The following is a 25822-nucleotide window of genomic DNA, read 5'->3' as shown; positions in this document are numbered from 1 at the left end:
TTAATGTTCATCCTAGCAACTACAACCTTCTCTACGGCTAGCGTTCTATCAACAGTGATGCAGTATTGAACTCATTGTATTCACCATCAGTCCAGCTGTATGCGACATCCGAATCCACCTGCTTCACCTTCATGCTCTTACGATCTGTTTTGAGAACCTGTCCCCTAGCCCTGAAATTTCCTTTTATTCCATCCTTATTGACCTGAACGTATATTGCTCCTACTTCAAAGCCTCTATCACTGCAAAATATTTCATCAAAACAAGTATGTACAGTAACTGCATAATCATCAGATACAAAGCCAGCCCCAGCAGCGTAAGTATTTGAACATCTCCAACTGCCACCAGTGATCAAACCTGACTTTGCCCCAGAGGCTAAATTTTCATTCCATCCAATAGCCTCAAATGCTGCACAACCAGCGTCAGCCCTGACGGGAAGCGTGAGGCTGGCACAGCAGACCGTCACAACTGCTCCGAACATAGCCCGGGTCAAGACTTGAAATGTGTTCAGGTGTAGGGGCAAGAGCAGTATTGGCTAGCTATAGAGGCTCCAATGACCACGATAAGCCAAACCATTTCTGTGGAAGAAGGATACCGTTACCCAAATCAAGAAATATGGCAGGAAACAATACCCTGCGATCAATCGTTCAAAGCTTTTACCCGGTCTAATCATGTCTTTATTAGCAGACAACACATTCCTATTAACTGCTGATCGAGCATGACGAAAGCAATTGGTTTAAGAATTGTCGTGTTAAAAGTAATCAAATCATTTTGACTAGCTAAAGGTGATTTGATCACTTTGGTGCCTCAGCAGTGATCAGTCATCAAGATCACTGCTGAGGATTCTCGCTTCAAAGAGGTAACTTAGTAGGTTATCAAGCATCGAATTGATTAAATAAAAGTAGCAAGTGACGTAGTAATCCCAGAGCTTTTTGGAGGTTGATATTAAAACGGCACCTACAAGGTAAAGCAAATGATTTAACTCGTGATTGCGCGACGCTTGACCGCAAGAAAGCCACCAAATGCAATAGGAATAAGAGCTACCAGTGCTGCAATTGCCAGGATAGTAGGAAGTGAAAGTTCTGGCATCGTCTTAGTACAAGTGACAGAACTATTTTAATCGAATGTCAAGGTCAAAATAGGAGGGCCTGCGTGATGTTGCATCAACAACATCTATTCTTCCTTATCGACATTCCGTGAACGCAAAAGTATATTATTACAAATCATTCTATGGTCAAGTGAAACAAATACTCACAGCCATATGCTCTGCCATTGTATTAACCATATCTGCAGAGGCTCAATCCACATCCTCCTCCTTTCGGCAGGCTTGCTAATGATTGTTGGCGGTTAACCGACGATTCGTATGCTTTTCCTGTGGATGTCAGACGCTGACACTGGCAACACCATTTTTGTGGGCAACGCAAGCACTGGCGAAATCTATGCGCGCTACGGACTCTCTCCGGAGTGGCGTGCTGATCCTAAGGTCATCAACACATTCAAGACAAGTGTCTAGCAACTGTGATTCAAGCTTTGATTCTTTCGATTCTATCCATGAGGCCTGCTTAAATTTAGATATTTACAATGTTTCTGACAGGAAGCCCTTAAAGAAGGGATAGAATCTAAGCTGTGAAGACTTTAAGTCTGTCCCTAATGGATCGGAAGCCAACATGAGTAGCAGTGAGAAAGAGCTTGATCTGCGCATTGATCGTCTTCAGAAAGAATTAGCGTTGGCCGAGCAAGAAAGAGATATTCTACGTGCGACTATGATGCAGAAAAAGATTCTCATGAAACTCCTTAAAGAGAATCCTTAGAAGCAGGGTTAAAGCCAAGTCGCATAGGGAGTTGTTTATATTCGCCCATAGAGACTAGCTCTCATTTACATTTATACTGACAATGAAACTCATTTTGGTTGCAGGGAGATTAAACATTGAATTAGCCAAGCATTTATCTGGCCACCTATCAAGTAGGTTGGGCTGAATAGCTAAAACATTATTTCACAGAGCACCGTCAACTTGCTTTCAAGGTTAGGCCTCAAATAAAGCTGACTAAAATCAAATTGTTTTCATTAAAAGTACCAGCCTAATCGCACCTTCACAACTACTTAGGATGGTGCGCAAATCCTTGTCGCGCTCGTTTTGCTTTTATGCCTATTAAGCTAGATACCACAAAAGAGCAATCTCCTATGGCTGCCAAGTACACCTTTGAATCTCAGACGGAGATTTATTACATGTTGAAGGCCTTAAACCAGACTCAATGGTGTGTTGAGAATGGATTGCTTGAAATGGACAGGAAGACGCTCAAAGGTTTTCAGACATTGCGCAAGAAGTTTGCAGACTTCGCATTAGCGAATCCATAGCTTAGATCTTCATGAGTAGATTTGCTTGTCTTGCTTATAACGACAAGGCATCTTTGACTTAAATTAAGCAGGCTTACGATGATGAGAACTAATCTCAGGCTTAACATTACTGGCTAATTCTTGGTTACTAGTGATCCAACTAAGATTGAGCCATTTACATCAACAGGTGATCGTCTGGGCGCCAATGATTTTTTTTAGATTGATTAAGTATGCACTCAATCATCTCAGACAAGAAACTGATCCTTCTCTAAATCAAGTCATTTGTGGGGAAAGCGATCACCTCTAATCAAAAGAGCATCGTAAACTTGCTTAAAGAAATGCTGACTCCATAACCAACAGCAATCTGATCATCTTCAGCAGATGCGCAAGAATCAATAAATTTTTTGGCGCAACTGAAGAGATCGGCATCAGCGACACGGTCAACTTCAAACTGGAACCAGCATTGCCACCAGTGACTGTTAGCCTCCTTACTCTAATTAATATAGCTTGTCTGCGTCTACATGTTTGCAATGTTCTGGAAGATTGCATCGTCTGATTCACTGAGAGACAATGTATCTATTTCTTGTAAATCAACTGGTAGACACACCACTTCTTGATCAGACCACTTCTGGATCAGACCATTTTCTTGAGAGAGGCTTATCTTGCTCTTGATGATTGTGACTGCTGTGATAAAGGCAGTTTTATCTCTACCCTGATTCAACTTTCCTGAGTAAGATTTGCTCACACCAGATCAAGCCGCATGCCCAATACGCAACAAGAGCTACTCAACAAGATCGATTTTTTTCAAAGTCAAGAAGGGATCCTGGTCGGAACTGTCTTCTTAGCTGTTCTTTGGTTGATACTGGTTCTACTGGATAAGTACGGAAGGCGGATTGGCCCTCTGGTAGCGAGATCCATCCGAAGGCCCTTATTGCTTGGATTTAGTTCAGCTCTTTACTTGGGTTGGCTGTTACACCTCTTGGAACTGCAAGCTAAGGCCTTGTTGCCTATTAAAAGTTCAGCAGTCTCAACTGCTCTGGTGGTGATCACTCTGGGCTGGGCCACGATCAATCTCGGCCGGGCACTGCTCCTGCAATCGAATCGCATTCAACTCTGGCTGAAGGTAGAAGATCCCAGAGATGAGGCCATGTTGACCACCTTATTGGATCGAGTTTTCACCATTGGAGTCATTGTTTTAACTATCGCGGGCCTGATGGTGACTTTTGGGGTGTCTACAGCAGCAGTAGGCGCTTTGCTTGGTGGAGCAGGCATTGGCCTCGGCTTTGGGACACAGCAGATATCTCAGAATTTCCTTGCAGGGTTCATGCTCTTTTTTACTCGTCCATTCTCAGAAGGTGACTGGATTAGCGTCTCGAGCTTTGATGATGGAACAGTTGAGAAAATTGGCTGGTATCACACCCGCATTCGTACCTTTGATCGTCGACCACTCTATATCCCAAATTCGATCTTTGCGACTACTCCGATCGAGAATCCTGGACGAATGTATAATAGAAGAATCAAGGCCAGCATTAGTCTTCGCTACGAAGATCTGCCCCGTATCGAAGCGATTACCAAGAATGTTCGTAGTCTGCTGTTAAACCATCCAGAGATAGATCAAAAACAGAGCATCTTAGTTAATTTCAACGAATGGGATAGCTCCTCTATCAACATGATGGTGTATTGCTTTACTAAAACAACTGTTTGGAAAGACTGGCTAGATATTCAACAGGAGGTCTTCCTCCAGATTGCAGACATTGTTCAGAAAGCTGGTGGTGATTTTGCGTTCAATTGCGCTACCCTCTATCCGGCGCCAAACCTGAACGATGATAATCCAATTAGTCGCTTGGGTGAAGATCTAAAATCGAACAGATCGCTGCTGTAAAAAATAAAGGCTCGCATCTATCAACTATAGATAGGAGTCAAACGACTCCAAGCAATTGATGTTGTTGGAACAAAGCAAAACCATTAGATTTTATTTGCAAAGAAGAATTTTCCTCTCAATCTCATATGTTGCAAGCAAGGCATGCCGGAATCGAATGAACATGGCATGATCCACATCTATCAATAACAGAGGCTAAGCTTTTATTTTATAGTTTATTTCATTTTGCATAGGGTGAGTTATCATAGGCTTTGGTTAATAACTGACGATATTCTGGATGCCATTGAAGGTTAGGACGGCTTCGACGTGCATTAAGGAGCATAATAAATCCAAAAATGAGCACCAATGACGCCTGACAAGAGGCTAAAAGTGGAGAATGACTGAACAGATTAAGCATAGGGCTTCATTAACTATCAATATCATTATATTGGCTAGTCAAGAGGAGGTTAAAATCAATCGAGTTGTTGCTTTAGCGACTTATTGGCTGTATCAAGCCATCTGACAGGTGTTGCCCTAATTAGAGATTCAAAATCTCCGTTTAAAAAGCCATGAGAACACTAATAAGCAAACTTGTCTATTCTTGTGCTCCCTCATATTTGCTACACGGCCATTAAGAAGATGTTTCGCAAGTTTTAATCTCAGCGTGTGGCTTTCATCTGTAGGCACTCATCCATACAGACGATCAGCAATCACCTCAATTACTTAATCGTTTAATATCATTATATCCAAAGCTGCCTAGCCGAATGAGGCAGTGGCGCACATAATAGCTACTGAACAAAATACATTCTCAATACCTCAGGCAATACTTAGCTTGATAGATTCTAAGATAATGATTTTATTAAATACAGCAATGATAAGGCTTGCAATGAATTAAAAGAAGATAGGCCTGCAGCTAATTAAGGCTTTCTGCAACACATCTCGCCCTAAGAAGTCTTTGATATTTCATATTCAATGATGCAGTCTGGCAAGCTGCCATTAAGGCTTGCCGACAAAATTAATTCCATTTTTTTTATCCTCTCCCAAGCACTGACAGAGAACTCAGCCCTAAGTCAAATCTTCTAAAAGTTGATGCCGACAAGCCACTAAATCCTAATAATCATCATCTGAATTATAGGCCTCTTGGCTATTGAAAATTGCCAGGTGTCTTAGTTTAAGATCTATTTGAGTCTTGTTAGCAGCTTCAAGCCTTTGGTGGTTTCATCCCAGCATCTACTTTTGAAGTCAAAGCATGGTTAATTTGAGATCGCAGAATCAATTACATGGTTTGAATTTTCCTTTTCCTACTTTACATTGTGGACATTTCCAATCTCTGGGCAAATCAGCAAAACTCGTGCCAGGTGGGATCCCATTGGTCGGGTCACCAACCCTTGGGTCATAGACATAGGTGCAAACCTTGCAGGCGTACCTTTTCATTGTTCGATTTGAGCTTGTGCTTAAGCTACTATAGTTGCTATTAAGCTATTACAGTGAGGATTGAAAAGTAGATTATGGATTCCATTCCTTGGGACATAATTGGCGCTATCATGCTATTGCTAGTTGGAGTAGGATGGTTTTTGTACTACATCTTCACGATGGATAGTAAAGAGTAGTTCCTTCTTCTCAACCTATTGCACTCTTAAAGCATTTGCTGATACGTATAGATAGATGGTTCAAATCCACTACCATCAAGATATCATGCCCGCATGTTATTTCATCGGCATCTTGTTCTAGGTATTGCAACGATAGTCTTTGTATATCCTTTGAGGGTGATTTGCTCTTGGCTGCTTAATCTGATACAGCACAATTTTGCAGAGCTTATTCTTTGCAGAATTGATCCCTCTAGAAGGTCTCATACAGAGCGTTTCCCCAATGGACAACAAAACTTTCTGAGAGCATCAACGCTAAGATATGCTTTGGCTAATGATCCCTTTGTTGATTTAAGTAAGAAAAGGGTCCCAGCAAGATTAATATTCTCCTGGCAAATTTTAAAAGGTGCTTCTTCATAGTCAGAGAAATTCAGCAGGAGAATAAACCGTATCTTTAAGACGATTTGAAACTCGATTGAGCGATCACAAGATGTCTAGTGTATGGTCGTAAAATATTAATCTCTTTTAACAAATGAAAGCCGTGCTGGTATACTAAGTATTAGAAATAACAACTATTTTTTGGGTTGACCTTATGATACCTAGATCTCTTTCTCTTAGCTCTAGTTTCTGGCAGCATCTGAGAAATATAACAGTCGTCAAAGAGTGCACAACATGTCAATAGCAATAATTAATGCAATAGGATGGCCCATATAGACTTAGCAGCATATAATTACTATTATAGGGCCAAGTCAAGGCCTGAGTCTATATCTTGATTCTCAACAGTATGGTAGAGGCTTGTTTTCGATCATTTCAATTTTAAACTGGTAATCATATTACCTTTTAGGTAAAGCCACCTTGAATAAGGTTAATACTCATTCGGCTTACCCAGTAAAGCTCAGTCTGTAATCTTTTGCGCGAGACAGTTTCTTGATCCTTCCCTTAGCCTTCCTAACCATTTTCATTTTCCCTTCACATTTACAACCTGCCCATTCCCTCGACAGGCATGTGCACTATTTAAATTTATGAGTGTTTATACAGATTGCCCCGTTCCATTTCTCAGCGATACTTGAATAATATTAATATCTTTTAGCATGAAATTTACTTTTGAATCCCAATCAGAAATTTATTACATGCTAAAAGCATTGAATGAAACCCACACTGCCATAGAAAATGGGCATGTGGGCCTAATCAATGATCAAACTCGTAAAGAGTTTGATTCATTGAGAGATAAATTTCAAGACTTTGTTCTTTCCAATCTCTAGCTGTTAAAGCGCCTAGTGGTCCGCATAATTGATTGGGCATTAAAGATAGAGCTCCCTTACCTAGCTTTTACTGCAAAGGTCATTTCAGCGGATCACTTATCCCACTGCCTCAAAGTGTGTCATAAGTGACCTTACGCTCCAGGGGAATGCCTTTCCTTTTTTTGCAGGTGAAGCTTTTTGCCTTGTTTAGATGAGTAAAAGCACACTACTGCTTATATTTCTATAAAAAGTGTTGGGTATTATTTCCATAGCCTCGGATTGAAAGTATGCTGCTATTGACAATATATTGATTCAATTAAAAACGACCTATTTCTTGATAGAAAACATCGTAAGTTCGCAAATTATTTTCTATAAAGAAAACTGTCTCTCATCTTTCTTTCTTGAGGGGAGAAGCTAGCTCGTCTATACAAGACACATTGGCTCGATTGACAGCTTTCAAACATCAGATATAAATACTCCTAAAGTCTATCGACTTGCTTATCAAGCTAGCTCATAGGTGATGATTCAATTGATCATCACGAGAATAGTATTTAAGAATAGAGCCAATTAAATTAAAAGCTTACCTTTTCGTGTTAGAGACTGTTATCATACAATCAATCAAGTGTTAGACAGTTGAGAACATTATCAAGGCTCCCGATTTTAATGACAACACTGCTTTCATTTCTATTCTCTGGCCCAAGTAGTGCTCAGGCTCAATCACAACAAGACGTCGGCATCAAAATCAATAGTGACAATGGAAATACTTATTTTTTCCGTCAAGCTAATGTTGCCTGTGAAGATAAAGTTGGTGCTTATCAATTCCCTACATCAACTTGGTGTCAAGCGAATGGTTTTTCAGAAGACCTTACGGGGCAAAGAAAACCTTACACTGGCTCGAAACTTTGTGCCATTACATCTCGATATCTTGCGCCCCCAGAATATAGTAATGTCAAGTCAGTGACCTGTACAGCTGCGCGCAAGGCCGGAAAACTTCCTGAGCTGATTGAGTAGTGTTGCAGTTGTTTGTTTTCTGCTTATCTAAGACGCCACCAGGCTTCATGTTTCCAAGTTCTTCTTTTCGCTATCAACTTTTTGCTTAGGATTGAATTGTTAGAAGCTTTTCTATGATCAAAAGTTTTTCCTTTATGAACCCTTGCAAAAATGATAACGCCAATAATGATTGGCAACTATGGCTAGATGCCCGTTCCTTGCTTTCAGTTTTTCTATTATGCCGCGTAGCAGATTAAAGCAATTCGTTTCGCAATATTCTTATTGTATAAGTGCATGCATCAACGCAGAGGCAATCCTATGAAGTGGAAATTATATGTTAATAAAGCCAACTTAAATCTCTCTTGAATCCTGCTTTCGTCAACACGAGCGGGCGCAATCTTTTCAGAGTGATTGAGAGGACAATACATGATCATCACGAGTTCATTTACTTATCCATTCATCAACGCACCTGGATTGGCCATATTGTCAACAGTGTTTGTACAACTAATGGACATTGATCTACATTTCCAGAGAAATATCTGCTGAGCTTGGTTCAAGCACACTGGAACTCCCCGATGCTCCAGTGATCTCTATCTCATCATCTCTTGCCATGCAGCAACGGATTGTTCCAGTTCATTGACTTGGCAACCATGAAATGGCTCATTTCTTTTTTGAACAACGAATTTGCGTGTGCTTGCAGAAGCGAATGGTGATGCAGCCATCCAAACTAGTCAGGCGTGTTTTACACATGTATCAGGCTTCTGGTTGCTTACTTTCTATCTCAGGATATCGACAAGGCCATGTCATGAATGGTTGGGATAGCGAGCTAATTTGCCTTTCTGTCTATAAACCTAAGATCGCAATTAGTGGGAAGCCAGCAGTTGGAAGCTTTTAGCAACACTTAGATCATCCTGCTCTACGTCTATAAATTCTTCAAAGCTTCTAGTTTCAATCTTTTATACTTGCATCTACTTTGACCCATCTAAATATGGATGATTGATCAGTCTTGATCGAGTTAGCACTGATTGGCATCAGGGATTGTTTTGCCCTTGTTTGAACTTTAAAGCTGATCAAGACGACTGGATATGCTTGATCACGTGGACAAACCATCACCAACTGAGAAGAAGAACCGCAAGCGCCCACGCTTTTGGCTTGGACCTTTGTTGGTGGGTGGGTGTTTTGCTCTGGGCTATGGCATGACCCAGAGGATCATGATTCTGCGTGGCAACACGCAACAGCCTCAGCAACAGTCTTTTGGACCGACTCCTTTTCCATTTCCAGGAGAGCGCCTAGAAGGACTGCGTCGTCGGCATGGTGGCAGCAGTGCAGATCTACAGGCGGATGTCGCTGCCAAGGAGGCCAAAATTACAGCCAAACGTAAGACCAAAGAGCAAGCTGAGACGCAGGCAAAGCAGCAAGCAGAGAAGTTGGCTGCTGCGGCTGCTCTTCGTCGTGAACAGGAGCTTCAAGCGATTCGCCAAGCCACAGAAGCCGACTCTGCAGACCCCGCTCTGGCTGCTCCAGAACTGCCTGCACCAATCAACCCTCAGAGAACAAGACCTGCTCAACCAGTAGCGCCAAAACCAAAGCCTTCCAGCACACCAGCATCAAACTCTCTTGGCAGGCCAACGCCGCCTCAGCCGGTAGCGCCAAAACCAAAGCCTTCCAGCACACCAGCATCAAACTCTCTTGGCAGGCCAACGCCGCCTCAGCCAGTAGCGCCAAAGCCAAAGCCTTCCAGCACACCAGCATCAGATTTCCTTCGCAGGGGAGACTCCCCTCAACGGCCGCACTCGCCAGTATCAGACTTTCTTAGGAGAAACTATCCCTAAAAGCCCTTGAAAGTAATCACCCCATTTCCAAGCGACCCACCTAATACTTTGACAAGGCCTCCCAACGCTCCTTCAGTACTTTGATTGCGAGTTGGATCTGCCACAGTTTCAGACATCCGTGCTGTGGTCATGAGTTCTCCTGATTCCCTACTCAGAGCGACCTTGAACCGCTTAGCAGCACGATTGGGTCATGGGCTTGCTGACGCTGCTGCTGGCTTGGCCGTGCTGGCGAAGGATGCTCCAGAGCGCTTTAGCAAGGAATGGGATCTTTTTCAGCAAGAGGTGATTGCAGAGGCCGATCGTCTGGAGCAGGAATCTGGCGAGGTCAGTGAGACAAAGTCAACCTCATCGCCAGTTTCTAATCAAGAACAGGCTCAGGATCAGATCGATCGTCTTAGGGCAAAGGTGGCAGACCTCAATCGCCAAGTTGAGATCAACCAGTAATGGCTTGTCCCTCCCTGCTGGTAGCGATTCGGCGTGGGCTGCGTGCGCTACGTATTTGGCGTGCAGTTTTGACGTTAATCATCTTTGTTTGGTGGGATGCCCGTCAATGGACTTATCCAGGTGGTTGTACCAGTGAGCGGCGGCAGGCCCGCCAAACGATTCGAGCTCGTTGGCTCACTACAGAATTGCTCCAACTTGGTTCCGCTTTTATCAAGCTTGGCCAGTTGCTCTCGGCACGTCCTGATGTTTTGCCAGTTCAATGGGTATCTGAACTGGCTGATCTTCAGGACAAGGTCCCTGCATTTAGTTTTGAGCAAGCTCAAATTCTGCTGGAGCAGGAATTGGGGGACCGCTGTGCAGAGATCATTGATCTTGATGATCAGCCCCTTGCAGCCGCCTCCCTAGCTCAGGTTCATCGCGCCAGTCTGCGCAGCGGTCGGCAAGTTGTCCTGAAGATTCAACGGCCTCGCCTGGAGCGATTGTTTCGCCTGGATTTGCAAATCATGCAGCAGGTCGCTGCTGTACTGCAACGTCACCCCAAATGGGGACGTGGACGCGACTGGGTAGGGATTGCTCAGGAATGCCGGCGGGTCTTGTTAAGGGAGCTCGACTTTCGTGTGGAGGCTCAGTACGCAGCTCGGTTTCGTCAACAGTTTCTTGATGATTCTCGTATTCGCGTGCCTGCAGTGGTCTGGGAGCTCAGCACCCGGCGTGTTCTTTGTCTCGATTATTTGCCAGGCATCAAGGTGAATGATCTTGATGCTTTATTGAAGGCCGGCATTGACCCCTCGGCCGTAGCGGAGCTTGGAGCCGCCAGTTATCTGCAGCAGCTCGTGCGATTCGGTTTTTTTCATGCCGATCCCCATCCAGGCAACCTTGCCGTGGCCCCTGATGGAGCTCTCATTTACTACGACTTCGGCATGATGGGGCTGCTCTCCGATTCTTTACGACGTCGGCTCGGTTCGATGATTCGTGCGGCGGCGGCTAGAGATGCGGCAGCCCTGGTTGAGGAGTTGCAGGCTGCGGGTTTGATTGCTTATGGCATCGACGTTGGGCCTGTGCGGCGGTTGGTGCGAGTGATGTTTCAAGACGCTTTGACGCCCCCCTTCAGCGCCAATGTGATCGAGAAACTTTCCGGTGATCTGTACGAGTTGGTTTATGGCCAACCCTTTCGGCTGCCAGTTGAGCTGATTTTTGTGATGCGTGCTCTCTCCACCTTTGAAGGTGTGGGGCGAAGCCTCGACTCAGGCTTTAGTTTGATGGCTATAGCCAAGCCATATTTACTGCCACTGATGACTTCAAGCGGTTCTGGTCCAAACGATTTGCTCAATGAGCTCGGACGTCAGGTCGGTGCTATTGGCAGCCGGGCGGCAGCCTTGCCAAGGCGTCTGGACGAAAGCCTTGAACGACTGGAACAAGGAGATCTGCAATTGCAGATCCGGATGGGTGAATCCGATCGACAGTTGCGGCGCATGATCAGCGTTCAGAAGGCCCTTGGTCAATCGGTGTTATTGGGCTCTCTAGGCATTGCAGCTGCTCTTTTGGGGGCAAGTAGTCGGCCGATTTGGGCTGTCTTGCCGTTGATCGCGGCTCTCCCGGTTGGCTTCGGGTGGTTCAGATTGCAGATCAAGCTGGGACGTGAGTCGCGCATGGATCATGTGTCGAGTCAGAGTCGCTGAAAGTCTTCCAAAGTGATCCCTGTCCAACCCTTTGAGGCCTGTGCTTAGCTTCGGCCCCGTGGCCCTTGTCCTGTGGCACCGGCATAGAGCGCTTGACTACCGAGTTCGTCTTCGATTCGCAGCAGTTGGTTGTATTTCGCTACCCGTTCACTGCGACTTAGGGAGCCCGTTTTGATCTGCCCAGCACGGGTAGCAACGGCAAGATCTGCAATTGTGGTGTCTTCTGTTTCGCCGCTGCGGTGGCTGATCACGCTGGTGTAACCAGAGCGCCCAGCAAGATCAATGGCCTGAAGCGTTTCGGTTAGCGAGCCGATCTGATTCACTTTAATCAAGATGGAATTGGCTACGTTTTGATCAATTCCCTGTTGTAGGCGCTTAGTACTAGTTACAAAAATATCGTCACCTATCAGTTGGATACGCTTCCCCAATTTTTTTGTGAGTAGAGCCCAACCTTGCCAATCATCTTCTGCTAGTCCATCTTCGATCGAAATGATTGGGTAGCGATCAACAAGTTTTTCGAGCTCATTGACCATTTCGGTGCTGGTGTAACTCCCACCCCCGAAGGCATAGCAGCCGTCTTTATAGAACTCTGTGCTGGCTACATCTAGTGCCAAGGAAATATCCTTACCAGGCGAATAGCCTGCTTTTTCGATTGCTTGAATGAGCAGATCTCCTGCTGCATCATTGTTGGTCAGGTTGGGCGCAAAGCCGCCTTCATCTCCAACTGCCGTTGAGAGCCCCTGAGCACTGAGCAGGCCCTTGAGTGTATGGAATACTTCTGCGCCCATGCGAAGCGATTCTCGGAAGGTGCTTGCTCCATGGGGCACCAGCATGAATTCCTGAAAATCGAGATTGTTAGCAGCATGCGCACCACCGTTGATCACATTCATCAGCGGTACGGGCAGCAATGAGGCCATGGGGCCACCCAGGTAGCGGTAGAGGGGCAAACCCAAGCCATTGGCGGCCGCGCGGGCAGTGGCCATGCTCACGGCCAGGATCGCGTTTGCGCCCAGGCTTGATTTGTTGTCGCTGCCATCAAGCTCTTGCATGGTGCCATCAACACTGGCCTGATCTAGGGAGGAGATCCCACAGAGCGCTGGGGCAATCCGATCCTCGATATGGTTCACAGCCTTAGTCACCCCTTTGCCCATGTAGCGGCTGTCGCCATCTCTTAATTCATGCGCTTCATGGGCACCGGTGCTTGCTCCGCTGGGCACGATGGCCCGACCGATGGCACCTGCTTCGAGCAACACTTCTGCTTCAACTGTGGGGTTGCCGCGGGAGTCCAGAACCTCTCTGGCCACGATGGTGTCAATGACGAGGTCGAGGGAATCGATCACCTGTGACGAATTGAAGTTGCGTGGATCCTATGGTTTGCCATCCCGCGGACTGTGCACCGCCTAGCCCTTTTACTGATGCTGAGGCTGTTGTCAGTCGTAGAACGACGCAGAATGAACTGAGTCTTAAAGGTCAGGATCGCTCGAGATGCGGATGTTGCACACGATGCTGAGGGTGGGGGATTTGGATCGTTCTCTGCGCTTCTACACCGAGGTTCTAGGCATGCAGCTGTTGCGGCGAAAGGACTACCCCTCAGGTCGCTTCACCTTGGCGTTTGTCGGTTATGGCGAGGAGAGTGACACCACTGTGCTGGAGCTCACACACAACTGGGACCAAGATCACTACGAGTTGGGAGAGGGCTATGGCCATATCGCCTTGGGCGTGGAGGATATTCAATCCACCTGCTTGGCCATCTCAAAGCGAGGGGGGCGTGTGGTGCGAGAACCCGGGCCTATGCAACATGGCAGCACCGTGATTGCCTTTGTGGAAGATCCCGATGGCTACAAGGTGGAGCTGATTCAACTGGCCTCTCGTGAGGCCGCGAGCTGAACCCTATGCATCCTGAGACCAGCCAAGCCGCTTCCGCCCAGGGAAGTCTCACAAGTGATCCTGATCGATTCAGTGATGAAGCTTGGGATTTGTTGCTTGTCGGTCAGGATGTCGCCCGCCGTTGGCGACATGGTCAGCTGGATGTGGAGCACTTGATCCAGGTGCTTTTCAGTGATCGGCGTTACAGCGATTGGGTGTTGGCTCTGCCCATTGATTCAACTGCGCTGCTGGATCGCTTGGAAGGTTTTTTGGCCGAGCAGCCTATGGCTCGAGGTGATGAGTTGTTCATCGGTGATGACCTTGAAGACCTCCTTGAAGAAGCAGACCGTTCCAGAGTTCGCTGGGGATCTCGGCTGATTGATGTGTCTCATTTGCTGATTGCGTTGGGGCGCGATCCGCGCATTGGATCCGAGCTATTTGAAGAGTTAGGACTGCCCAGTGAACGCTTGGAAGCGGAGTTGAGACGCTTGCCCAAAGGCAGGCGCCAGTTGCGTACATCAACGCCGCCTTCTCCTCCTGCGCCCGATACTGCGCCACCTGCAGCGGTGGCCTCACAAACGAGACCTCTCTCCTCTGCTACCCCACCGATTATCCAAGAGCCTGCCATCGCTGCTGGTGAGCCAACTCCATTGCAACTCCAGCAAGAACCTCAGGCTCTTGAGGCCTATGGTCGTGACCTTACCGCTGCAGCTCAGGCAGGGAAGCTAGATCCTGTGATCGGTAGAGATCCAGAGATTCGCCGTTTGATCAAGGTTTTATCCCGTCGCGGCAAGAACAATCCGGTGTTGATTGGAGCTCCTGGTGTTGGTAAAACGGCCATCGCCGAGCTGTTGGCTCAACGCATTGTTGCTGGGGAGGTTCCTGATTCCCTGAAGGGTTTGCGCTTGATCTCCCTTGATCTTGGTGCACTGATTGCTGGGGCCAAGTTTCGTGGTCAATTTGAGGAACGGCTTCGGTCTGTGTTGAAAGAGGTGAGCGATCCAGATGCAGGTGTGGTGTTGTTCATCGATGAACTGCACACGGTGGTGAGCAGCGATCGTTCCAGTGCGGATGCTGGAAGTTTGCTCAAGCCGGCTTTAGCAAGGGGAGACCTCCGCTGTATTGGGGCCACGACCCCTGAGAACTATCGCCGCACAGTGGAGAAGGATCAGGCACTCAATCGGCGTTTTCAGCAGGTTTTAATCAAGGAGCCGAGTCTTGAATTGAGCGTTGAAATCTTGCGAGGCCTGAAAGAGCGCTACGAACTTCACCACGGCGTCACGATCACCGATGGTGCGGTGACTGCTGCAAATCGCTTGGCTGATCGCTACATCAGTGACCGCTGCTTACCTGATAAGGCCATCGATCTCATCGATGAGGCTGCAGCCCAGCTCAAGATGGATGTCACCTCGAAGCCTCAGGTGGTTGAAGAGGCGGAGGCAGAACTGCGTCGTGTCGAGCTTGCTTTGCTGGCGGCTGAGCAGGCACCGGAGGTTGAACGGGTGCAGTTACAGGCTGCTCGAATTGCTGCGGCGTCTCAGCTCACAGATTTACGAGAGCGCTGGCAGATCGAACGGGATCATCTGGCCGAGTTGCGGGATTTGTTGCAACAAGACGAGGATCTCCGCAATGCCATTGCTGAAGCAGAGCGACTCGGTGATCTAGAGGCGGCTGCACGTCTTCAATACGACCAATTGCATAGGGTTCAGCAACGGCGGGCCGACCTTGAAGAAACGTTGGCTGTTGCCCAGGCATCTGGTTCGGCGCTCCTACGCGAGCAAGTGGAGGCTGAAGACATTGCCGATGTCGTTGCACGCTGGACTGGCATTCCTGTTCAGCGGTTGCTGGCGGCTGAACGGCAAAAGTTGCTAGATCTTGAAGCCCATCTAGGCGAGCGGGTGATTGGTCAGCCCGAAGCGGTTCAGGCGGTGGCGGCAGCGATTCGTCGAGCTCGAGCGGGCATGAAGGATCCGCGCCGTCCTGTTGGTTCGTTTTTGTTTCTTGGACCCACTGGCGTGGGCAAGACAGAACTGGCAAAAGCTCTTGCGGCCTCCTTGTTCGATGAGGAAGAGGCGCTGGTGCGACTCGATATGAGTGAATTCATGGAACGCAATGCCGTGGCGCGTCTTTTAGGGGCTCCTCCCGGCTATGTCGGCTATGAGGAGGGTGGACAGCTCACCGAAGCAGTGTGTCGCCGTCCTTATGCGGTGTTACTTCTTGATGAAATTGAGAAGGCTCATCCTGATGTGTTCAATGTGCTCCTGCAGGTTCTGGACGATGGCCGTCTCACTGACTCGCAGGGCCGCACCGTGGACTTCCGTCACACCGTGGTTGTGATGACTAGCAACTTGGCTAGTCGCGCCATCCTTGATGCGTCTCGCTTGGCGCAGCAGGAGGGGACAGATGGGGATTGTCTTGATCAGAGCCTGGCTCAAAAGGTTGATCAGGCCCTCAATAAGCAATTTCGGCCTGAATTTTTGAATCGCATCGATGAGGTAATACGTTTTCGGCCGCTCAAGGCTGATGACCTTCAGCGAATTGTGCAGCTGCAATTGGCCGATCTCTCCAGCCTGCTTGCTGAGCAAGGTCTTGAATTGCGTGTGGAGGCAGACGCGGTTGAGGCTTTGGCTTTGCAAGGTTATGAGCCGGAATATGGCGCTCGCCCTTTACGGCGTGTACTGCGTCGTCGGGTTGAGAACCCGTTGGCCACGGAATTGCTGGAAGAGCGTTTCAGCGGTGCCCGCGCCGTGCGCGTGATACCTGGTGCTCAGGCCTCCGAACCATTTCAGTTCCTTCCTGAGGATTGAAACAGGTATCCGGTAAAGTGTTTGTTTGCCGGCGTGTGCTTCAGCACCGGCGATAGCCACCGGCCTAAGCTCCGTGACCAGCCCTATTTCCGAGGACACCACAGACTCCAGCGAATCTCCTGCCGAGGACACCACAGACTCCAGCGATTCTCCTGAGGCAGAACCGACCCGTCAGAGTGGGTTTCTTGCAGCAACATATGAGGAGTTGAGCCTGGTGGTATGGCCCAGTCGCCAGCAGCTGTTCAGCGAATCCATCGCCGTGATCCTGATGGTCAGTCTCTCGGCTGCATTCATCGCTGCCGTGAGTCGGTTTTATAGCTGGGCGTCGTCCCAGATTTTCGTTTGATTGTGTAGGGCGGTTTTGCTGTCTTGCCTCAACCGTCTTTCTCAAACCATTAGCTTCTTATCAGCGCAAGTGTCAGAACTCGAGCTCACACCACAAGAACCATCTGAGGTTCTGGAACTGCCGGCTCCTAATGATGGAGAGGAGGGTACCAAGGCCCCAACTCCTGCAGCCAGAACAACCGTAGCCCGCTGGTATGCCATTCAGGTGGCCTCGAGCTGTGAGAAGAAGGTGAAGGCAACTCTTGAGCAGCGGGCCGTCACCCTTGGTGTGAGCAACAGGATTCTGGAGATCGAAATTCCCCAGACCCCAGCGGTGAAATTGAAAAAGGATGGCAGTCGTCAGTCCACTGAGGAGAAAGTCTTTCCGGGGTACGTGCTGGTACGAATGGTTCTTGATGAAGACACAATGATGGCGGTGCGCAGCACCCCCAACGTGATCAACTTCGTGGGAGCTGAGGACCGCCGCGCCACAGGGAAAGCTCGTGGTCACATCAAACCCCGACCACTCAGTCGTCAGGAGGTGGATCGCATCTTCAAGCGTGCTGCTGAGAAAAAGACACTCGTCAAGGTCGATCTCGCTGAGGGCGATCAGATCCTTGTGACTTCGGGTCCTTTCAAAGACTTCCAGGGGGAGGTTATCGAAGTCTCTGGAGAGCGCAGCAAGCTGAAAGCTCTTCTCTCAATCTTTGGCAGGGAAACACCTGTGGAACTCGAGTTTTCTCAAATCAATAAACAGAATTGAGCTAACGGCGGCCGTCTCCCTGCGGAGGGCGGCCAAAGAGGTGGGCCACCATCTTGCCGCACTTGTCCCAAGGGCCAGGTCATCCGCAATCGTTCAATCCCGCTCGTCCATGGCCAAGAAAGTTGTATCTGTGATCAAGCTGGCCCTTCAGGCTGGCAAAGCTAATCCTGCTCCGCCTGTGGGTCCTGCCCTTGGCCAGCATGGAGTCAACATCATGGCGTTTTGCAAGGAGTACAACGCTCGCACGCAGGACAAGGCCGGATTAGTGATTCCGGTAGAGATCTCGGTTTTTGAAGACCGTAGTTTCACATTCATTACCAAGACTCCCCCAGCATCAGTGCTGATCACGAAGGCTGCCGGGATCGAAAAAGGTTCTGGTGAGTCCGCCCATGGCAAGGTCGGCTCCCTAAGCCGTTCTCAGCTTGAAGAGATCGCCAAGACCAAGCTGCCTGATCTCAATTGCACCAGTATTGAGTCGGCCATGCGCATCATTGAAGGTACTGCTCGAAACATGGGCGTTTCCATCAGCGACTGACACTGATGTAGCGTCCATCTTCAAGATTCATCTATTCACCATTTTCGGGGGAGACACGTTGTGTCGCCTGCACCCCACATCTGCCATGCCAAAACTGTCTAAACGTATTACTGGTCTTCTCGCCAAAGTTGAAGACCGTGTTTATCAGCCTATTGAGGCCATTCAGCTCGTCAAAGAGAACGCAACAGCAAAGTTCGACGAAACCATCGAAGCCCACGTGCGCCTTGGGATTGATCCCAAATACACCGATCAACAGTTGCGAACCACTGTTGCTCTGCCTCAAGGTACGGGCCAGAGCGTGCGCATCGCTGTAATCAGCAGGGGTGAGAAATTAGCTGAAGCAAAGACAGCTGGGGCTGAGTTGGCTGGGGATGATGATTTGGTGGAAAGCATCGGCAAAGGCCAGATGGATTTCGATCTTTTGATCGCTACCCCTGACATGATGCCCAAGGTGGCCAAGCTGGGCAGAGTCCTAGGTCCCCGTGGCCTAATGCCAAACCCTAAGGCTGGAACAGTAACCACGGATTTAGCAGCTGCGATCAAGGAGTTCAAGGCCGGCAAGCTGGAATTCAGGGCTGATCGTGCTGGCATCGTGCATGTGCGTTTCGGCAAGGCAAGTTTTTCCGCAGACGCCCTGCTCGAGAATCTGAAGACCTTGCAGGAGACCATCGATCGCAATAAGCCAAGTGGTGCCAAGGGTCGCTATTGGAAGAGTCTGTACATCACCTCCACCATGGGTCCTTCAGTGGAAGTGGACGTAACTGCTCTTCAGGACCTCGAAGAAGACGCTTGACCTTGTTGCTGTAGAGTTGCCCCTTGGCGAAAGCCAACGGGCACGCCCCCGGCCAAAGACAACAGGTTGCCATCTTGCAGTGATGCTTCATGCATCATTTGAGGTTGTTTAAGTCCTGTCGAGGTAGATGCGAAGGTTTTTCCCTGTTGGGATTGGATCGACACGCGGCCTCTGCTCTTTTTTGAGCACTTGGCGAGTGCGTGCCTAGCTTGTTCACCCGATCCGATCCAATTCCTATGGGCCGCACTCTGGAGAGCAAGCAACAGATTGTCGAAGAGCTCAAGGGGCTTCTCGGCGAGGCCGAAATGGCACTGGTCCTGGATTATCAGGGCCTCTCCATTAAGGAAATGTCTGATCTGCGCACGCGTTTGCAGGCCAGCAACGGGGTGTGCAAGGTGACCAAAAACACCTTGATGCGCCACGCCATTAATGGGAATGGTGCCTGGTCGAATCTCGAATCCTTACTGACTGGTACCAACGCCTTCGTTCTGATCAAGGGCGATGTTGGTGGTGCTGTTAAGGCCGTACAGGCTTTTCAGAAGGACACTAAAAAATCCGAGACGAAGGGTGGTCTTTTCGAAGGCAAGCTCCTCTCACAGGGTGAGATCAAGGCTATTGGTGATCTTCCGACCAAGGAGGTTCTGATGGCGCAGATCGCAGGTTCCCTCAATGCCTTGGCTACCAAGGTTGCTGTGGGTATCAACGAGGTTCCTTCCGGCCTTGCCCGGGCTCTTCATCAGCACGCCGAGAGTGGCGAGAGCTGAACGTCTTCGATTCGACTGTTTCTCCCTGATCTGTTGCTTAATCCAAACCATGTCTAAAAAAACCGACGACATTCTTGACTCGCTAAAAACCCTTTCTTTGCTTGAGGCGTCTGAGCTGGTTAAGCAGATTGAGGATGCTTTTGGCGTCTCTGCCGCTGCTTCTGCAGGCGTTGTGATGGCTGCTGGTGGTGCTGGTGGTGGTGCTGCTGCTGAAGCTGCCGAAGAACAAACCGAATTTGATGTTGTGCTTGAGAGTTTCGACGCTTCAGCCAAGATCAAGGTCCTTAAGGCCGTTCGTGAAGCCACCGGCCTCGGCCTGGGCGACGCTAAAGCCATGGTCGAAGCAGCTCCTAAGACCATCAAGGAAGGCATTGCTAAGAATGATGCTGAGGCTCTCAAAAAGGCCATCGAAGAGGTTGGCGGTAAGGTCAGCCTCAAGTGATTGCCAGCGGATAGCGGCCTTCAGCTTGGTTGCTATGCATCCCTTTTTTTAACTCTTAACCGGTCCTTCGGGGCCGGTTTTTTTTTGCGTGGCAAATATGCAAAAAAAATCCCCGCCTAAGGCAGGGATTTTTAGGAGGGACAGATTCAGGAGTCTTTCCTTGTTTCGACCCTGAACTGTTGATTAGCACCCCTCACAATGTTAATGATATGTGGCAATCTTTAGAGTTACTAGCATTAAGGGGCGCTACTTCAACTGTCCTCTCTGCAGTGGCCTGCGTCAGGGACGATAAGGAATCACCACGAGTCTAATCGGGCCCTTGCCATAGATGACGCTGTTGTTGGCTATTGAAATTGGAGGAGGGAGTGGTGCCTTGGAAGCTCCTAGTTGATTGAAGACGGAAGGTCCTTGATGAGCTGATGCTTTGGCAATTAAGAGGTTCACAGGATCTGGATGAGCAAAGTAGACATGGCTGAGTTTGCGTCCTTGGTATATGCGACGCTCCAGCTTCCAACCGGGTTCCAGGTTTAATTTCACAAACGCATCACGATTGCGTTGGGGAAGTATTGCGCTGGCAACGGTAATTGGAACCGACCGCGCAGGATCGAGAGCTTTTAGTTCCAGATGGTCTCGGCTTTGTTTGATGCGCAGCCGAAAGCTGTGAGCAACGTCTTCGCCGCTACTTCGCAAGGAATAGCCGTTGCTGTCTAAGTAACGATTGCAGATTCCTGCAAAGTTAAAGTTATTAAGGGTTGGGTTGACCAATCCGTCTGGACGGGTTTCCCAGCACAGTGGCAGGGGCTTGATTTGTTCGAGTACGAGCAGTTTCCAGCGATTTCCTCCCACTGCCTGAGCCAGTACGACCAAGCGTTCTTGGTTGAGAGGCTGACTGTTGAAAATCGTTTTGGAGATTGCTGGCAAGGTCGTCAGCAAAGTGAAGAAACCAAGACCTAAAACCAACAGCCTGTTGCCTGGCTTTCTCCATGCCATGAGGAGCTCGGGGTAGGTTCGCGACATAGCGTCTAATTACTAAGGACCAAGCGAACCGTGTTGTACCAAACAACAACAGACTTCTCAAATGGCTGATGGTCGTGGACGGGTTGTGGCTGCTGCCACTGATGGGGCTTGTAGTGGAAATCCTGGCCCTGGGGGCTGGGGGGCACTGCTGCGCTTTGAGGATGGGAGCGTGGAGGAGTTCGGAGGCTATGCGCCGGCCACGACCAACAACCGCATGGAACTTCAGGCGGCCCTTCATGTGCTGGAGCAGCTAAAAGAGCTTCCTTGTCACCCCGATTTAAAGATCCGTACCGACAGCAAATATTTAATTGATGGTTTGAGCAAATGGATGGCGGGATGGAAACGTAAGGGTTGGCGTACGGCAGCTGGCAAGCCTGTGCTGAATCAAGATCTCTGGCGAGCTCTAGACCGTGCTCGTTTGGATGATGTGCCCCTGGCTTATGTAAAAGGTCACAGCGGTGACCCAGACAATGAAAGGGTTGACCAAATCGCAGTGAGCTTTTCTAAAGGAGGTGGTGCTCCAGCGTTGATATCTGGACAGGGGTCAGCCTCTATTGCACTCGGTCTTGTTGAGCCGATCAAAGAAGCTGGTGATGGCGAAGATGATGCCCCTTCTGATTTGCGGCTGCTGCTCACAAGACTGGAGCTGGCTGATCGTTTCGCTATGCGTGGCTATGGCCTCAGCCTGGTTGAGTTGGCCCAGTTGGTGGAGCAACCAATCGAACAGCTTGCGAGTAAGACTGCCCCCTGGCGTTGGCGCGATTGGCTATTGGAGCCTATGGGGGAAAACCGCTGGCGGTTGCGCCGCTGCACGGCAGGATCGGATCAGATCTGAGGAGGCCCAGGATGGCTGAGCCATCACCTGCAAAGGTGTACTCCACCGGTGGGTTGTATCGCCGTTGGCTGGGACCAATACTCGCGAATGATCAGGGCTTAGATCCGGAACAGTTGACTCAAGCAGCATTGAGTGCCCTTAGCCAGACGTCCCTACGTAGAGATTGGCCAGGCGTATCAACTGTCTTGGCAGCTATTGCCTTGGATTTGCAACGCCATGATCTGCGGCTTGAGCAAGTGTTGTTCGGCTGCCGGTTTCGTAATCCTGTTGGACTGGCGGCTGGCTTTGACAAAAACGGAGTGGCGGCCAGTATCTGGGATCGCTTTGGATTTGGATTCGCCGAACTCGGCACTGTGACTTGGCATGGGCAGACCGGTAACCCTCGGCCCCGACTCTTTCGCCTTGCTGCTGAGCAGGCCGCTTTGAACCGGATGGGTTTCAATAACAACGGTGCTGAGGTGATGCGTCGCACTTTGGAGAAACAGGCTTTGCCTTCACCTGGCCAGCGTCCAGCTGTGCTGGGTCTCAACTTGGGCAAATCCAGGATCACGCCATTGGAGCAGGCCCCAGACGACTACGCCTTGTCGCTTGAGTTGCTGGCACCATTGGCGGATTACGCCGTGATCAATGTCAGCTCGCCTAATACACCCGGCTTGCGTGATCTCCAGGATGCCAACCAGTTAAGGCGTCTGGTGGAGCGATTGCGACGCTTGCAAGGATGCCCGCCACTACTGGTGAAGATCGCTCCGGATCTCGAGGATGATGCCATTGATGGCCTGGCTCGCTTGGCTTATGAGGAGGGTTTGGCAGGTGTCATTGCTGTCAATACCAGCCTCGACAGGTTCGGCCTCGACGGGCGGGTCCTTCCAAAAACGGGTCGCACCCTCGCGGAGGAAGCTGGTGGGCTCAGTGGAGCGCCTCTGCGTCAACGGGCCTTGGAGGTGCTGCGTCGGCTGCGGGCCACTGCAGGTCCGGCGTTGCCCTTGATCGGCGTGGGAGGCATCGACTCGCCAGAGGCTGCATGGGAGCGAATCAGTGCAGGAGCTTCACTTGTGCAGCTTTACACCGGTTGGATCTTTAAGGGTCCAGATTTGGTACCGAATATTTTGGATGGGCTGATCGGCCAGCTTGACCGCCATGGCTTCCGGCATGTGTCGGAGGCTGTCGGGAGCGGCGTGCCCTGGCAGTAGCCGATACCCTTCGTCCAGAGCGGGGTTGCCTTTCCTTGGTGTTGGCTGGTCTACGCGAACGTTTTCCGCAGCTGGAACAGTTGCAGGCCATGGCGGAGCGTTGGCTTTTGAAACAACGGGTGCTGCTTGTTGTTGATGAGTCTGCTCTCGTGATGCTCTGGAAACAGGGGGAGAGATTGACTCTTCGACATGTACCCCTGCCTCAGGGCCTTTGTCGTGCAGGAATGCCGACCCAGCGTCAAGCTTTGGGTGAGTTGTTAGGGGACCTACTTCTGGATATCGGTCTTCTCGGAGGCCAGCTGGAGATGTTGTTGCCGATGGAGACCTGTCAATGGCGCTTGCTCTGCTGGCCCGATGGTGAACCAGAGGTGGATCAGGCAAAGGCCCTGCGAGAACTAAACCCTGAGCTGCATTGGCCATTGTCCTTATCGGAGTCTTATTTAGCTGTTTCATCAGTGCAGCTTGCTGGATCTTTGTCGACTCCAACGCCGCTGTCTTTAGCCGTTGCGACTGATCGGTTGATGGTGCATGCCTGGATTGATGTCGTCGAGGCGGCGGATCTGCCGCTACTCAGCCTTGAGTGGATGCTGACAGCTGCCTGGCGAGCTGTACGTGTGGCCAGCCAACACTTTGAAGGAGATCTAGCTTGGTTGTTGAAGCATCATGGGCACTGGCGCTTGGTGCTATTACGCAGCGGTTTGCCTGAGCTCGACCATGGTCTTTCGGCTTCTTTTGATGGTGGCGAACTGACGCAGGATCTTTTGCAGGAGCTTGATGAAGTGTTGCAGGCTTGGCGTTTACGCAGCGAAGGGGCGTCGCCCCCTTTGGCATGGTGGGTTACAGCCGCTGCTGTTGATCAACAACAACTTTGTTTAGCGTTGGAGTCTCAAGGTCAAGGTGAGTGCCTAAGCAAGCAAAAGCTTTGGGTAGTTGGTGAAGAGCAACCCGCCCTTGAAGGTCCAGAGCCTGATTTCTGGCAGGGTGACTGCGCAGCTTTGGCTTGTTTAGCCCTAGCGGGCGCCTGGGAGCAATGCTGATGGCTCCATTGACTAGGGCTGAGTTGAATCTGTTGCAAGAGCGTCGCCAAGAGCTGGGTCTGAACGTTCAGCCTGCTCTTGTGCCTCAGGTGCGATCCTTGCTTGGCAAGGGCATGGGGCTCGGGGCTCTGCTGGTGCTTGCTGTTGGAGCAGTGGCCGCTTGGTTGGCCTGGCAAGAAAGTCAGCAACAGGTTGAGCTTGATCGCTTGCAGCCACTGGAACAACGATTGCGGCTGGATCAGACGCAACTGCAGCAGCTAAAGGCACGTACAGCAGTCATACGTAAGGAAAACACCCAGATCGCTGAACAGTTGGTCGCGGTTCGAGCCAGCTCTGCACTGATGGAACAATTGCGCCGGCTGACGCCTCAAGGCATACAGCTAAAGGAGGTTGCGGTAAGAACTCAGCAGATCAAAATTGTCGGTCAATCCTTGGGCGGTGGTTCTCCGGGGCCCTTTGAACGCATCAATGCATTGGTTCTGCAACTTGCAGCACTGCCGATGGTGAAACCTGATGGGGTGAAGGTTTTGAAAGTGGTGAGGGAGGGGGCTGATGAGGATGGGGAATTCGTGCAATTCAGCGTCGATGTGACTTTGGATCCCAAGGCGAAGCCTTCTCTGCAGGAGTTGAGTGAGTTGGGTGCAAGCGGTTTGGTAGAGCGCTATCGGCTGCTTGAGGAGCAGGGCGTAGCACCATGACCAATCTCAGCCAAGAGCGACCGAGCTGGCAACGCAAACTCTCACGTGAGCGTGTCTTGGTGGGAGTGCCGCTCGTGGTAGGCGGCATGGTGGCTTGCTCGTTGGTCTTCACGGTTGTATCGCCTAGCTTGGTTCGCTTGGAAGACCAGCAGCAACGCCTGGAACAACTGCTCAACCAAGAGGCCTCATTACCGTTGCTGCCTGGCCAGTTGAACACAGCCACTGAACAGCTAGCAAAGGTTCAACAACAGCAAGATGTGTTGCTGAATCTGGTGGCAGGTAAGAACAAAATTCAAACCTTTTTGGCTCAATTGAGCCGTGAAGCCATGACGGCAGGGGTGGTTCTGGAGCTCTATGAACCTGTGTTAGTCGCCCCGTCACCATCGGCAACTACCAGCCAAGAGCCTCCCGGAACGAAGTCGAATCCAGATGGCGAGGAGATCAGCCCTGAAAACCCACTAGCAGGACGGGGTTACGAGAAAACAGCCGTGCTCCTTCAGGCCCGTGGACCTTTTATCGCCCTGCAGGGCTTTCTTAGAGGAATAGAAGCTTTGCAGCTCGTGGTCCAACCCAGTGATCTTGAGCTCACAGCACTCGACCCTAAGCAGAGGCCAGAAGATGACGTCATAACAGGAGTAGCACTCACGCAGCTCAAGCTGAAACTAACCTTCTATGACAAAACATCCGTTCCTACCAAGCAAGGCAAGCGAAGGCTTCTTGATTCTGAGGAAGGATTCCCTCCTGAAGCCTGAAGCGCCCCTAGCTGGCAAGGAAATCGATCGATACCAT

The 25822-nt window shown here is 49.8% G+C and carries 25 protein-coding genes; 20 read left to right on the top strand and 5 right to left on the bottom strand.

Features of this window, described 5'->3' with window-relative positions; all coding sequences use genetic code 11:
* Positions 1-37: 37 nt before the first annotated feature.
* Entirely contained in the window at positions 38-478 is a 441-nt protein-coding gene (locus SIB80_RS02220; protein ID WP_236066163.1) for a Paralytic/GBP/PSP peptide, read from the bottom strand.
* A gap of 897 nt (positions 479-1375) precedes the next feature.
* On the opposite strand from SIB80_RS02220, the gene SIB80_RS02215 reads away from it, so the two are divergent.
* Both SIB80_RS02215 and SIB80_RS02210 read left to right on the top strand, forming a co-directional pair.
* Positions 1376-1510, top strand: coding sequence for a hypothetical protein (locus SIB80_RS02215; protein WP_255454316.1), 135 nt, complete (start codon positions 1376-1378; stop codon positions 1508-1510).
* A 154-nt stretch (positions 1511-1664) separates the two neighbouring features.
* Entirely contained in the window at positions 1665-1808 is a 144-nt protein-coding gene (locus SIB80_RS02210; RefSeq protein WP_011827334.1) for a hypothetical protein, read from the top strand.
* A 1041-nt stretch (positions 1809-2849) separates the two neighbouring features.
* Here the strand turns inward: SIB80_RS02210 and SIB80_RS02205 are convergent.
* On the bottom strand, positions 2850-3077 hold the full coding sequence (locus SIB80_RS02205; protein WP_063420612.1) for a hypothetical protein: 228 nt from the start codon (positions 3075-3077) through the stop codon (positions 2850-2852).
* 15 nt (positions 3078-3092) lie between these two features.
* Between SIB80_RS02205 and SIB80_RS02200 the strand changes: the two genes are divergently transcribed.
* Positions 3093-4214 carry a mechanosensitive ion channel family protein gene (locus SIB80_RS02200; RefSeq protein ID WP_063420613.1) on the top strand — a complete coding sequence of 374 codons (1122 nt, stop codon included), beginning with the start codon at positions 3093-3095 and terminating at the stop codon, positions 4212-4214.
* Positions 4215-5462: 1248 nt separating this feature from the next.
* Here the strand turns inward: SIB80_RS02200 and SIB80_RS02195 are convergent.
* Positions 5463-5624, bottom strand: a complete 162-nt coding sequence (locus tag SIB80_RS02195; RefSeq protein ID WP_071818094.1) for a rubredoxin — start codon at positions 5622-5624, stop codon at positions 5463-5465.
* Between the two features lie 2056 nt (positions 5625-7680).
* Here SIB80_RS02195 and SIB80_RS02190 point away from each other — a divergent pair.
* From SIB80_RS02190 to SIB80_RS02175, 4 genes are all read left to right on the top strand, one after another.
* Entirely contained in the window at positions 7681-8028 is a 348-nt protein-coding gene (locus SIB80_RS02190; RefSeq protein ID WP_236066165.1) for a hypothetical protein, read from the top strand.
* A 1076-nt stretch (positions 8029-9104) separates the two neighbouring features.
* On the top strand, positions 9105-9839 hold the full coding sequence (locus SIB80_RS02185; RefSeq protein ID WP_236066167.1) for a hypothetical protein: 735 nt from the start codon (positions 9105-9107) through the stop codon (positions 9837-9839).
* A gap of 129 nt (positions 9840-9968) precedes the next feature.
* Entirely contained in the window at positions 9969-10283 is a 315-nt protein-coding gene (locus tag SIB80_RS02180) for a hypothetical protein (RefSeq protein WP_063420616.1), read from the top strand.
* A complete protein-coding gene (locus SIB80_RS02175) occupies positions 10283-11962 on the top strand; it encodes an ABC1 kinase family protein (protein WP_063420617.1) in 1680 nt (559 codons plus the stop codon). Before SIB80_RS02180 ends, SIB80_RS02175 begins: the two co-directional genes overlap by 1 nt.
* Positions 11963-12006: 44 nt before the next feature.
* Here SIB80_RS02175 and eno read toward each other — a convergent pair whose 3' ends face one another.
* Positions 12007-13302 carry a phosphopyruvate hydratase gene (gene eno / locus SIB80_RS02170; protein WP_063420618.1) on the bottom strand — a complete coding sequence of 432 codons (1296 nt, stop codon included), beginning with the start codon at positions 13300-13302 and terminating at the stop codon, positions 12007-12009.
* Positions 13303-13447: 145 nt separating this feature from the next.
* Here eno and gloA point away from each other — a divergent pair, with 145 nt between their 5' ends.
* The 8 genes from gloA (at position 13448) to rplL (ending at position 20256) form a co-directional block, all read left to right on the top strand.
* Positions 13448-13849, top strand: coding sequence for a lactoylglutathione lyase (gene gloA, locus SIB80_RS02165; RefSeq protein WP_011827346.1), 402 nt, complete (start codon positions 13448-13450; stop codon positions 13847-13849).
* Positions 13850-13854: 5 nt separating this feature from the next.
* Complete coding sequence (locus SIB80_RS02160) at positions 13855-16635, top strand: ATP-dependent Clp protease ATP-binding subunit (RefSeq protein ID WP_063420619.1); 2781 nt, start codon at positions 13855-13857, stop codon at positions 16633-16635.
* Positions 16636-16708: 73 nt separating this feature from the next.
* Positions 16709-16981 (top strand): preprotein translocase subunit SecE, encoded by a 273-nt coding sequence (secE, locus tag SIB80_RS02155; protein WP_011131450.1) that lies wholly within the window; start codon positions 16709-16711, stop codon positions 16979-16981.
* Between the two features lie 69 nt (positions 16982-17050).
* Positions 17051-17722, top strand: a complete 672-nt coding sequence (gene nusG, locus SIB80_RS02150; protein WP_011131451.1) for a transcription termination/antitermination protein NusG — start codon at positions 17051-17053, stop codon at positions 17720-17722.
* A gap of 109 nt (positions 17723-17831) precedes the next feature.
* Entirely contained in the window at positions 17832-18257 is a 426-nt protein-coding gene (gene rplK, locus SIB80_RS02145) for a 50S ribosomal protein L11 (protein ID WP_011131452.1), read from the top strand.
* Between the two features lie 85 nt (positions 18258-18342).
* Positions 18343-19050 (top strand): 50S ribosomal protein L1, encoded by a 708-nt coding sequence (gene rplA, locus SIB80_RS02140; protein WP_063404632.1) that lies wholly within the window; start codon positions 18343-18345, stop codon positions 19048-19050.
* A 236-nt stretch (positions 19051-19286) separates the two neighbouring features.
* Positions 19287-19814, top strand: coding sequence for a 50S ribosomal protein L10 (gene rplJ, locus SIB80_RS02135; protein WP_011131454.1), 528 nt, complete (start codon positions 19287-19289; stop codon positions 19812-19814).
* A 49-nt stretch (positions 19815-19863) separates the two neighbouring features.
* Entirely contained in the window at positions 19864-20256 is a 393-nt protein-coding gene (gene rplL, locus SIB80_RS02130) for a 50S ribosomal protein L7/L12 (RefSeq protein ID WP_063420620.1), read from the top strand.
* 279 nt (positions 20257-20535) lie between these two features.
* Here rplL and SIB80_RS02125 read toward each other — a convergent pair whose 3' ends face one another.
* Positions 20536-21273: a DUF3747 domain-containing protein gene (locus SIB80_RS02125; protein WP_063420621.1), complete on the bottom strand. Its 738-nt coding sequence runs from the start codon at positions 21271-21273 to the stop codon at positions 20536-20538.
* Between the two features lie 61 nt (positions 21274-21334).
* Between SIB80_RS02125 and rnhA the strand changes: the two genes are divergently transcribed.
* Genes rnhA through SIB80_RS02100 form a run of 5 tightly spaced genes read left to right on the top strand, consistent with a single transcriptional unit; the run spans position 21335 to position 25785 of the window.
* Positions 21335-22108, top strand: a complete 774-nt coding sequence (gene rnhA / locus SIB80_RS02120) for a ribonuclease HI (RefSeq protein ID WP_063420622.1) — start codon at positions 21335-21337, stop codon at positions 22106-22108.
* Positions 22109-22119: 11 nt separating this feature from the next.
* On the top strand, positions 22120-23298 hold the full coding sequence (locus SIB80_RS02115) for a quinone-dependent dihydroorotate dehydrogenase (RefSeq protein ID WP_063420623.1): 1179 nt from the start codon (positions 22120-22122) through the stop codon (positions 23296-23298).
* 38 nt (positions 23299-23336) lie between these two features.
* Positions 23337-24335, top strand: coding sequence for a hypothetical protein (locus tag SIB80_RS02110; RefSeq protein ID WP_063420853.1), 999 nt, complete (start codon positions 23337-23339; stop codon positions 24333-24335).
* Positions 24335-25033: a PilN domain-containing protein gene (locus SIB80_RS02105; protein WP_063420854.1), complete on the top strand. Its 699-nt coding sequence runs from the start codon at positions 24335-24337 to the stop codon at positions 25031-25033. Before SIB80_RS02110 ends, SIB80_RS02105 begins: the two co-directional genes overlap by 1 nt.
* Positions 25030-25785, top strand: a complete 756-nt coding sequence (locus SIB80_RS02100; RefSeq protein WP_063420624.1) for a hypothetical protein — start codon at positions 25030-25032, stop codon at positions 25783-25785. The genes SIB80_RS02105 and SIB80_RS02100 overlap by 4 nt, the downstream gene beginning before the upstream one ends.
* Positions 25786-25822: the final 37 nt, after the last annotated feature.

The sequence above is a fragment of the Prochlorococcus sp. MIT 1327 genome, assembly GCF_047304785.1.
Classification (GTDB): Bacteria; Cyanobacteriota; Cyanobacteriia; order PCC-6307; family Cyanobiaceae; genus Prochlorococcus; species Prochlorococcus marinus_D.
The sequence above is the reverse complement of the archived record's forward strand: the minus strand, read 5'-3'. Positions and strand labels throughout refer to the sequence as shown.

Coding starts and splice junctions, on each gene's coding strand:
- SIB80_RS02220 (WP_236066163.1), bottom strand. CDS start 478: ATGTTCGGAGCAGTTGTGACGGTCTGCTGTGCCAGCCTCACGCTTCCC.
- SIB80_RS02215 (WP_255454316.1), top strand. CDS start 1,376: ATGTCAGACGCTGACACTGGCAACACCATTTTTGTGGGCAACGCAAGC.
- SIB80_RS02210 (WP_011827334.1), top strand. CDS start 1,665: ATGAGTAGCAGTGAGAAAGAGCTTGATCTGCGCATTGATCGTCTTCAG.
- SIB80_RS02200 (WP_063420613.1), top strand. CDS start 3,093: ATGCCCAATACGCAACAAGAGCTACTCAACAAGATCGATTTTTTTCAA.
- SIB80_RS02195 (WP_071818094.1), bottom strand. CDS start 5,624: ATGAAAAGGTACGCCTGCAAGGTTTGCACCTATGTCTATGACCCAAGG.
- SIB80_RS02190 (WP_236066165.1), top strand. CDS start 7,681: ATGACAACACTGCTTTCATTTCTATTCTCTGGCCCAAGTAGTGCTCAG.
- SIB80_RS02180 (WP_063420616.1), top strand. CDS start 9,969: ATGAGTTCTCCTGATTCCCTACTCAGAGCGACCTTGAACCGCTTAGCA.
- SIB80_RS02175 (WP_063420617.1), top strand. CDS start 10,283: ATGGCTTGTCCCTCCCTGCTGGTAGCGATTCGGCGTGGGCTGCGTGCG.
- gloA (WP_011827346.1), top strand. CDS start 13,448: ATGCGGATGTTGCACACGATGCTGAGGGTGGGGGATTTGGATCGTTCT.
- SIB80_RS02160 (WP_063420619.1), top strand. CDS start 13,855: ATGCATCCTGAGACCAGCCAAGCCGCTTCCGCCCAGGGAAGTCTCACA.
- rplK (WP_011131452.1), top strand. CDS start 17,832: ATGGCCAAGAAAGTTGTATCTGTGATCAAGCTGGCCCTTCAGGCTGGC.
- rplA (WP_063404632.1), top strand. CDS start 18,343: ATGCCAAAACTGTCTAAACGTATTACTGGTCTTCTCGCCAAAGTTGAA.
- rplJ (WP_011131454.1), top strand. CDS start 19,287: ATGGGCCGCACTCTGGAGAGCAAGCAACAGATTGTCGAAGAGCTCAAG.
- rplL (WP_063420620.1), top strand. CDS start 19,864: ATGTCTAAAAAAACCGACGACATTCTTGACTCGCTAAAAACCCTTTCT.
- SIB80_RS02125 (WP_063420621.1), bottom strand. CDS start 21,273: ATGTCGCGAACCTACCCCGAGCTCCTCATGGCATGGAGAAAGCCAGGC.
- rnhA (WP_063420622.1), top strand. CDS start 21,335: ATGGCTGATGGTCGTGGACGGGTTGTGGCTGCTGCCACTGATGGGGCT.
- SIB80_RS02115 (WP_063420623.1), top strand. CDS start 22,120: ATGGCTGAGCCATCACCTGCAAAGGTGTACTCCACCGGTGGGTTGTAT.
- SIB80_RS02105 (WP_063420854.1), top strand. CDS start 24,335: ATGGCTCCATTGACTAGGGCTGAGTTGAATCTGTTGCAAGAGCGTCGC.
- SIB80_RS02100 (WP_063420624.1), top strand. CDS start 25,030: ATGACCAATCTCAGCCAAGAGCGACCGAGCTGGCAACGCAAACTCTCA.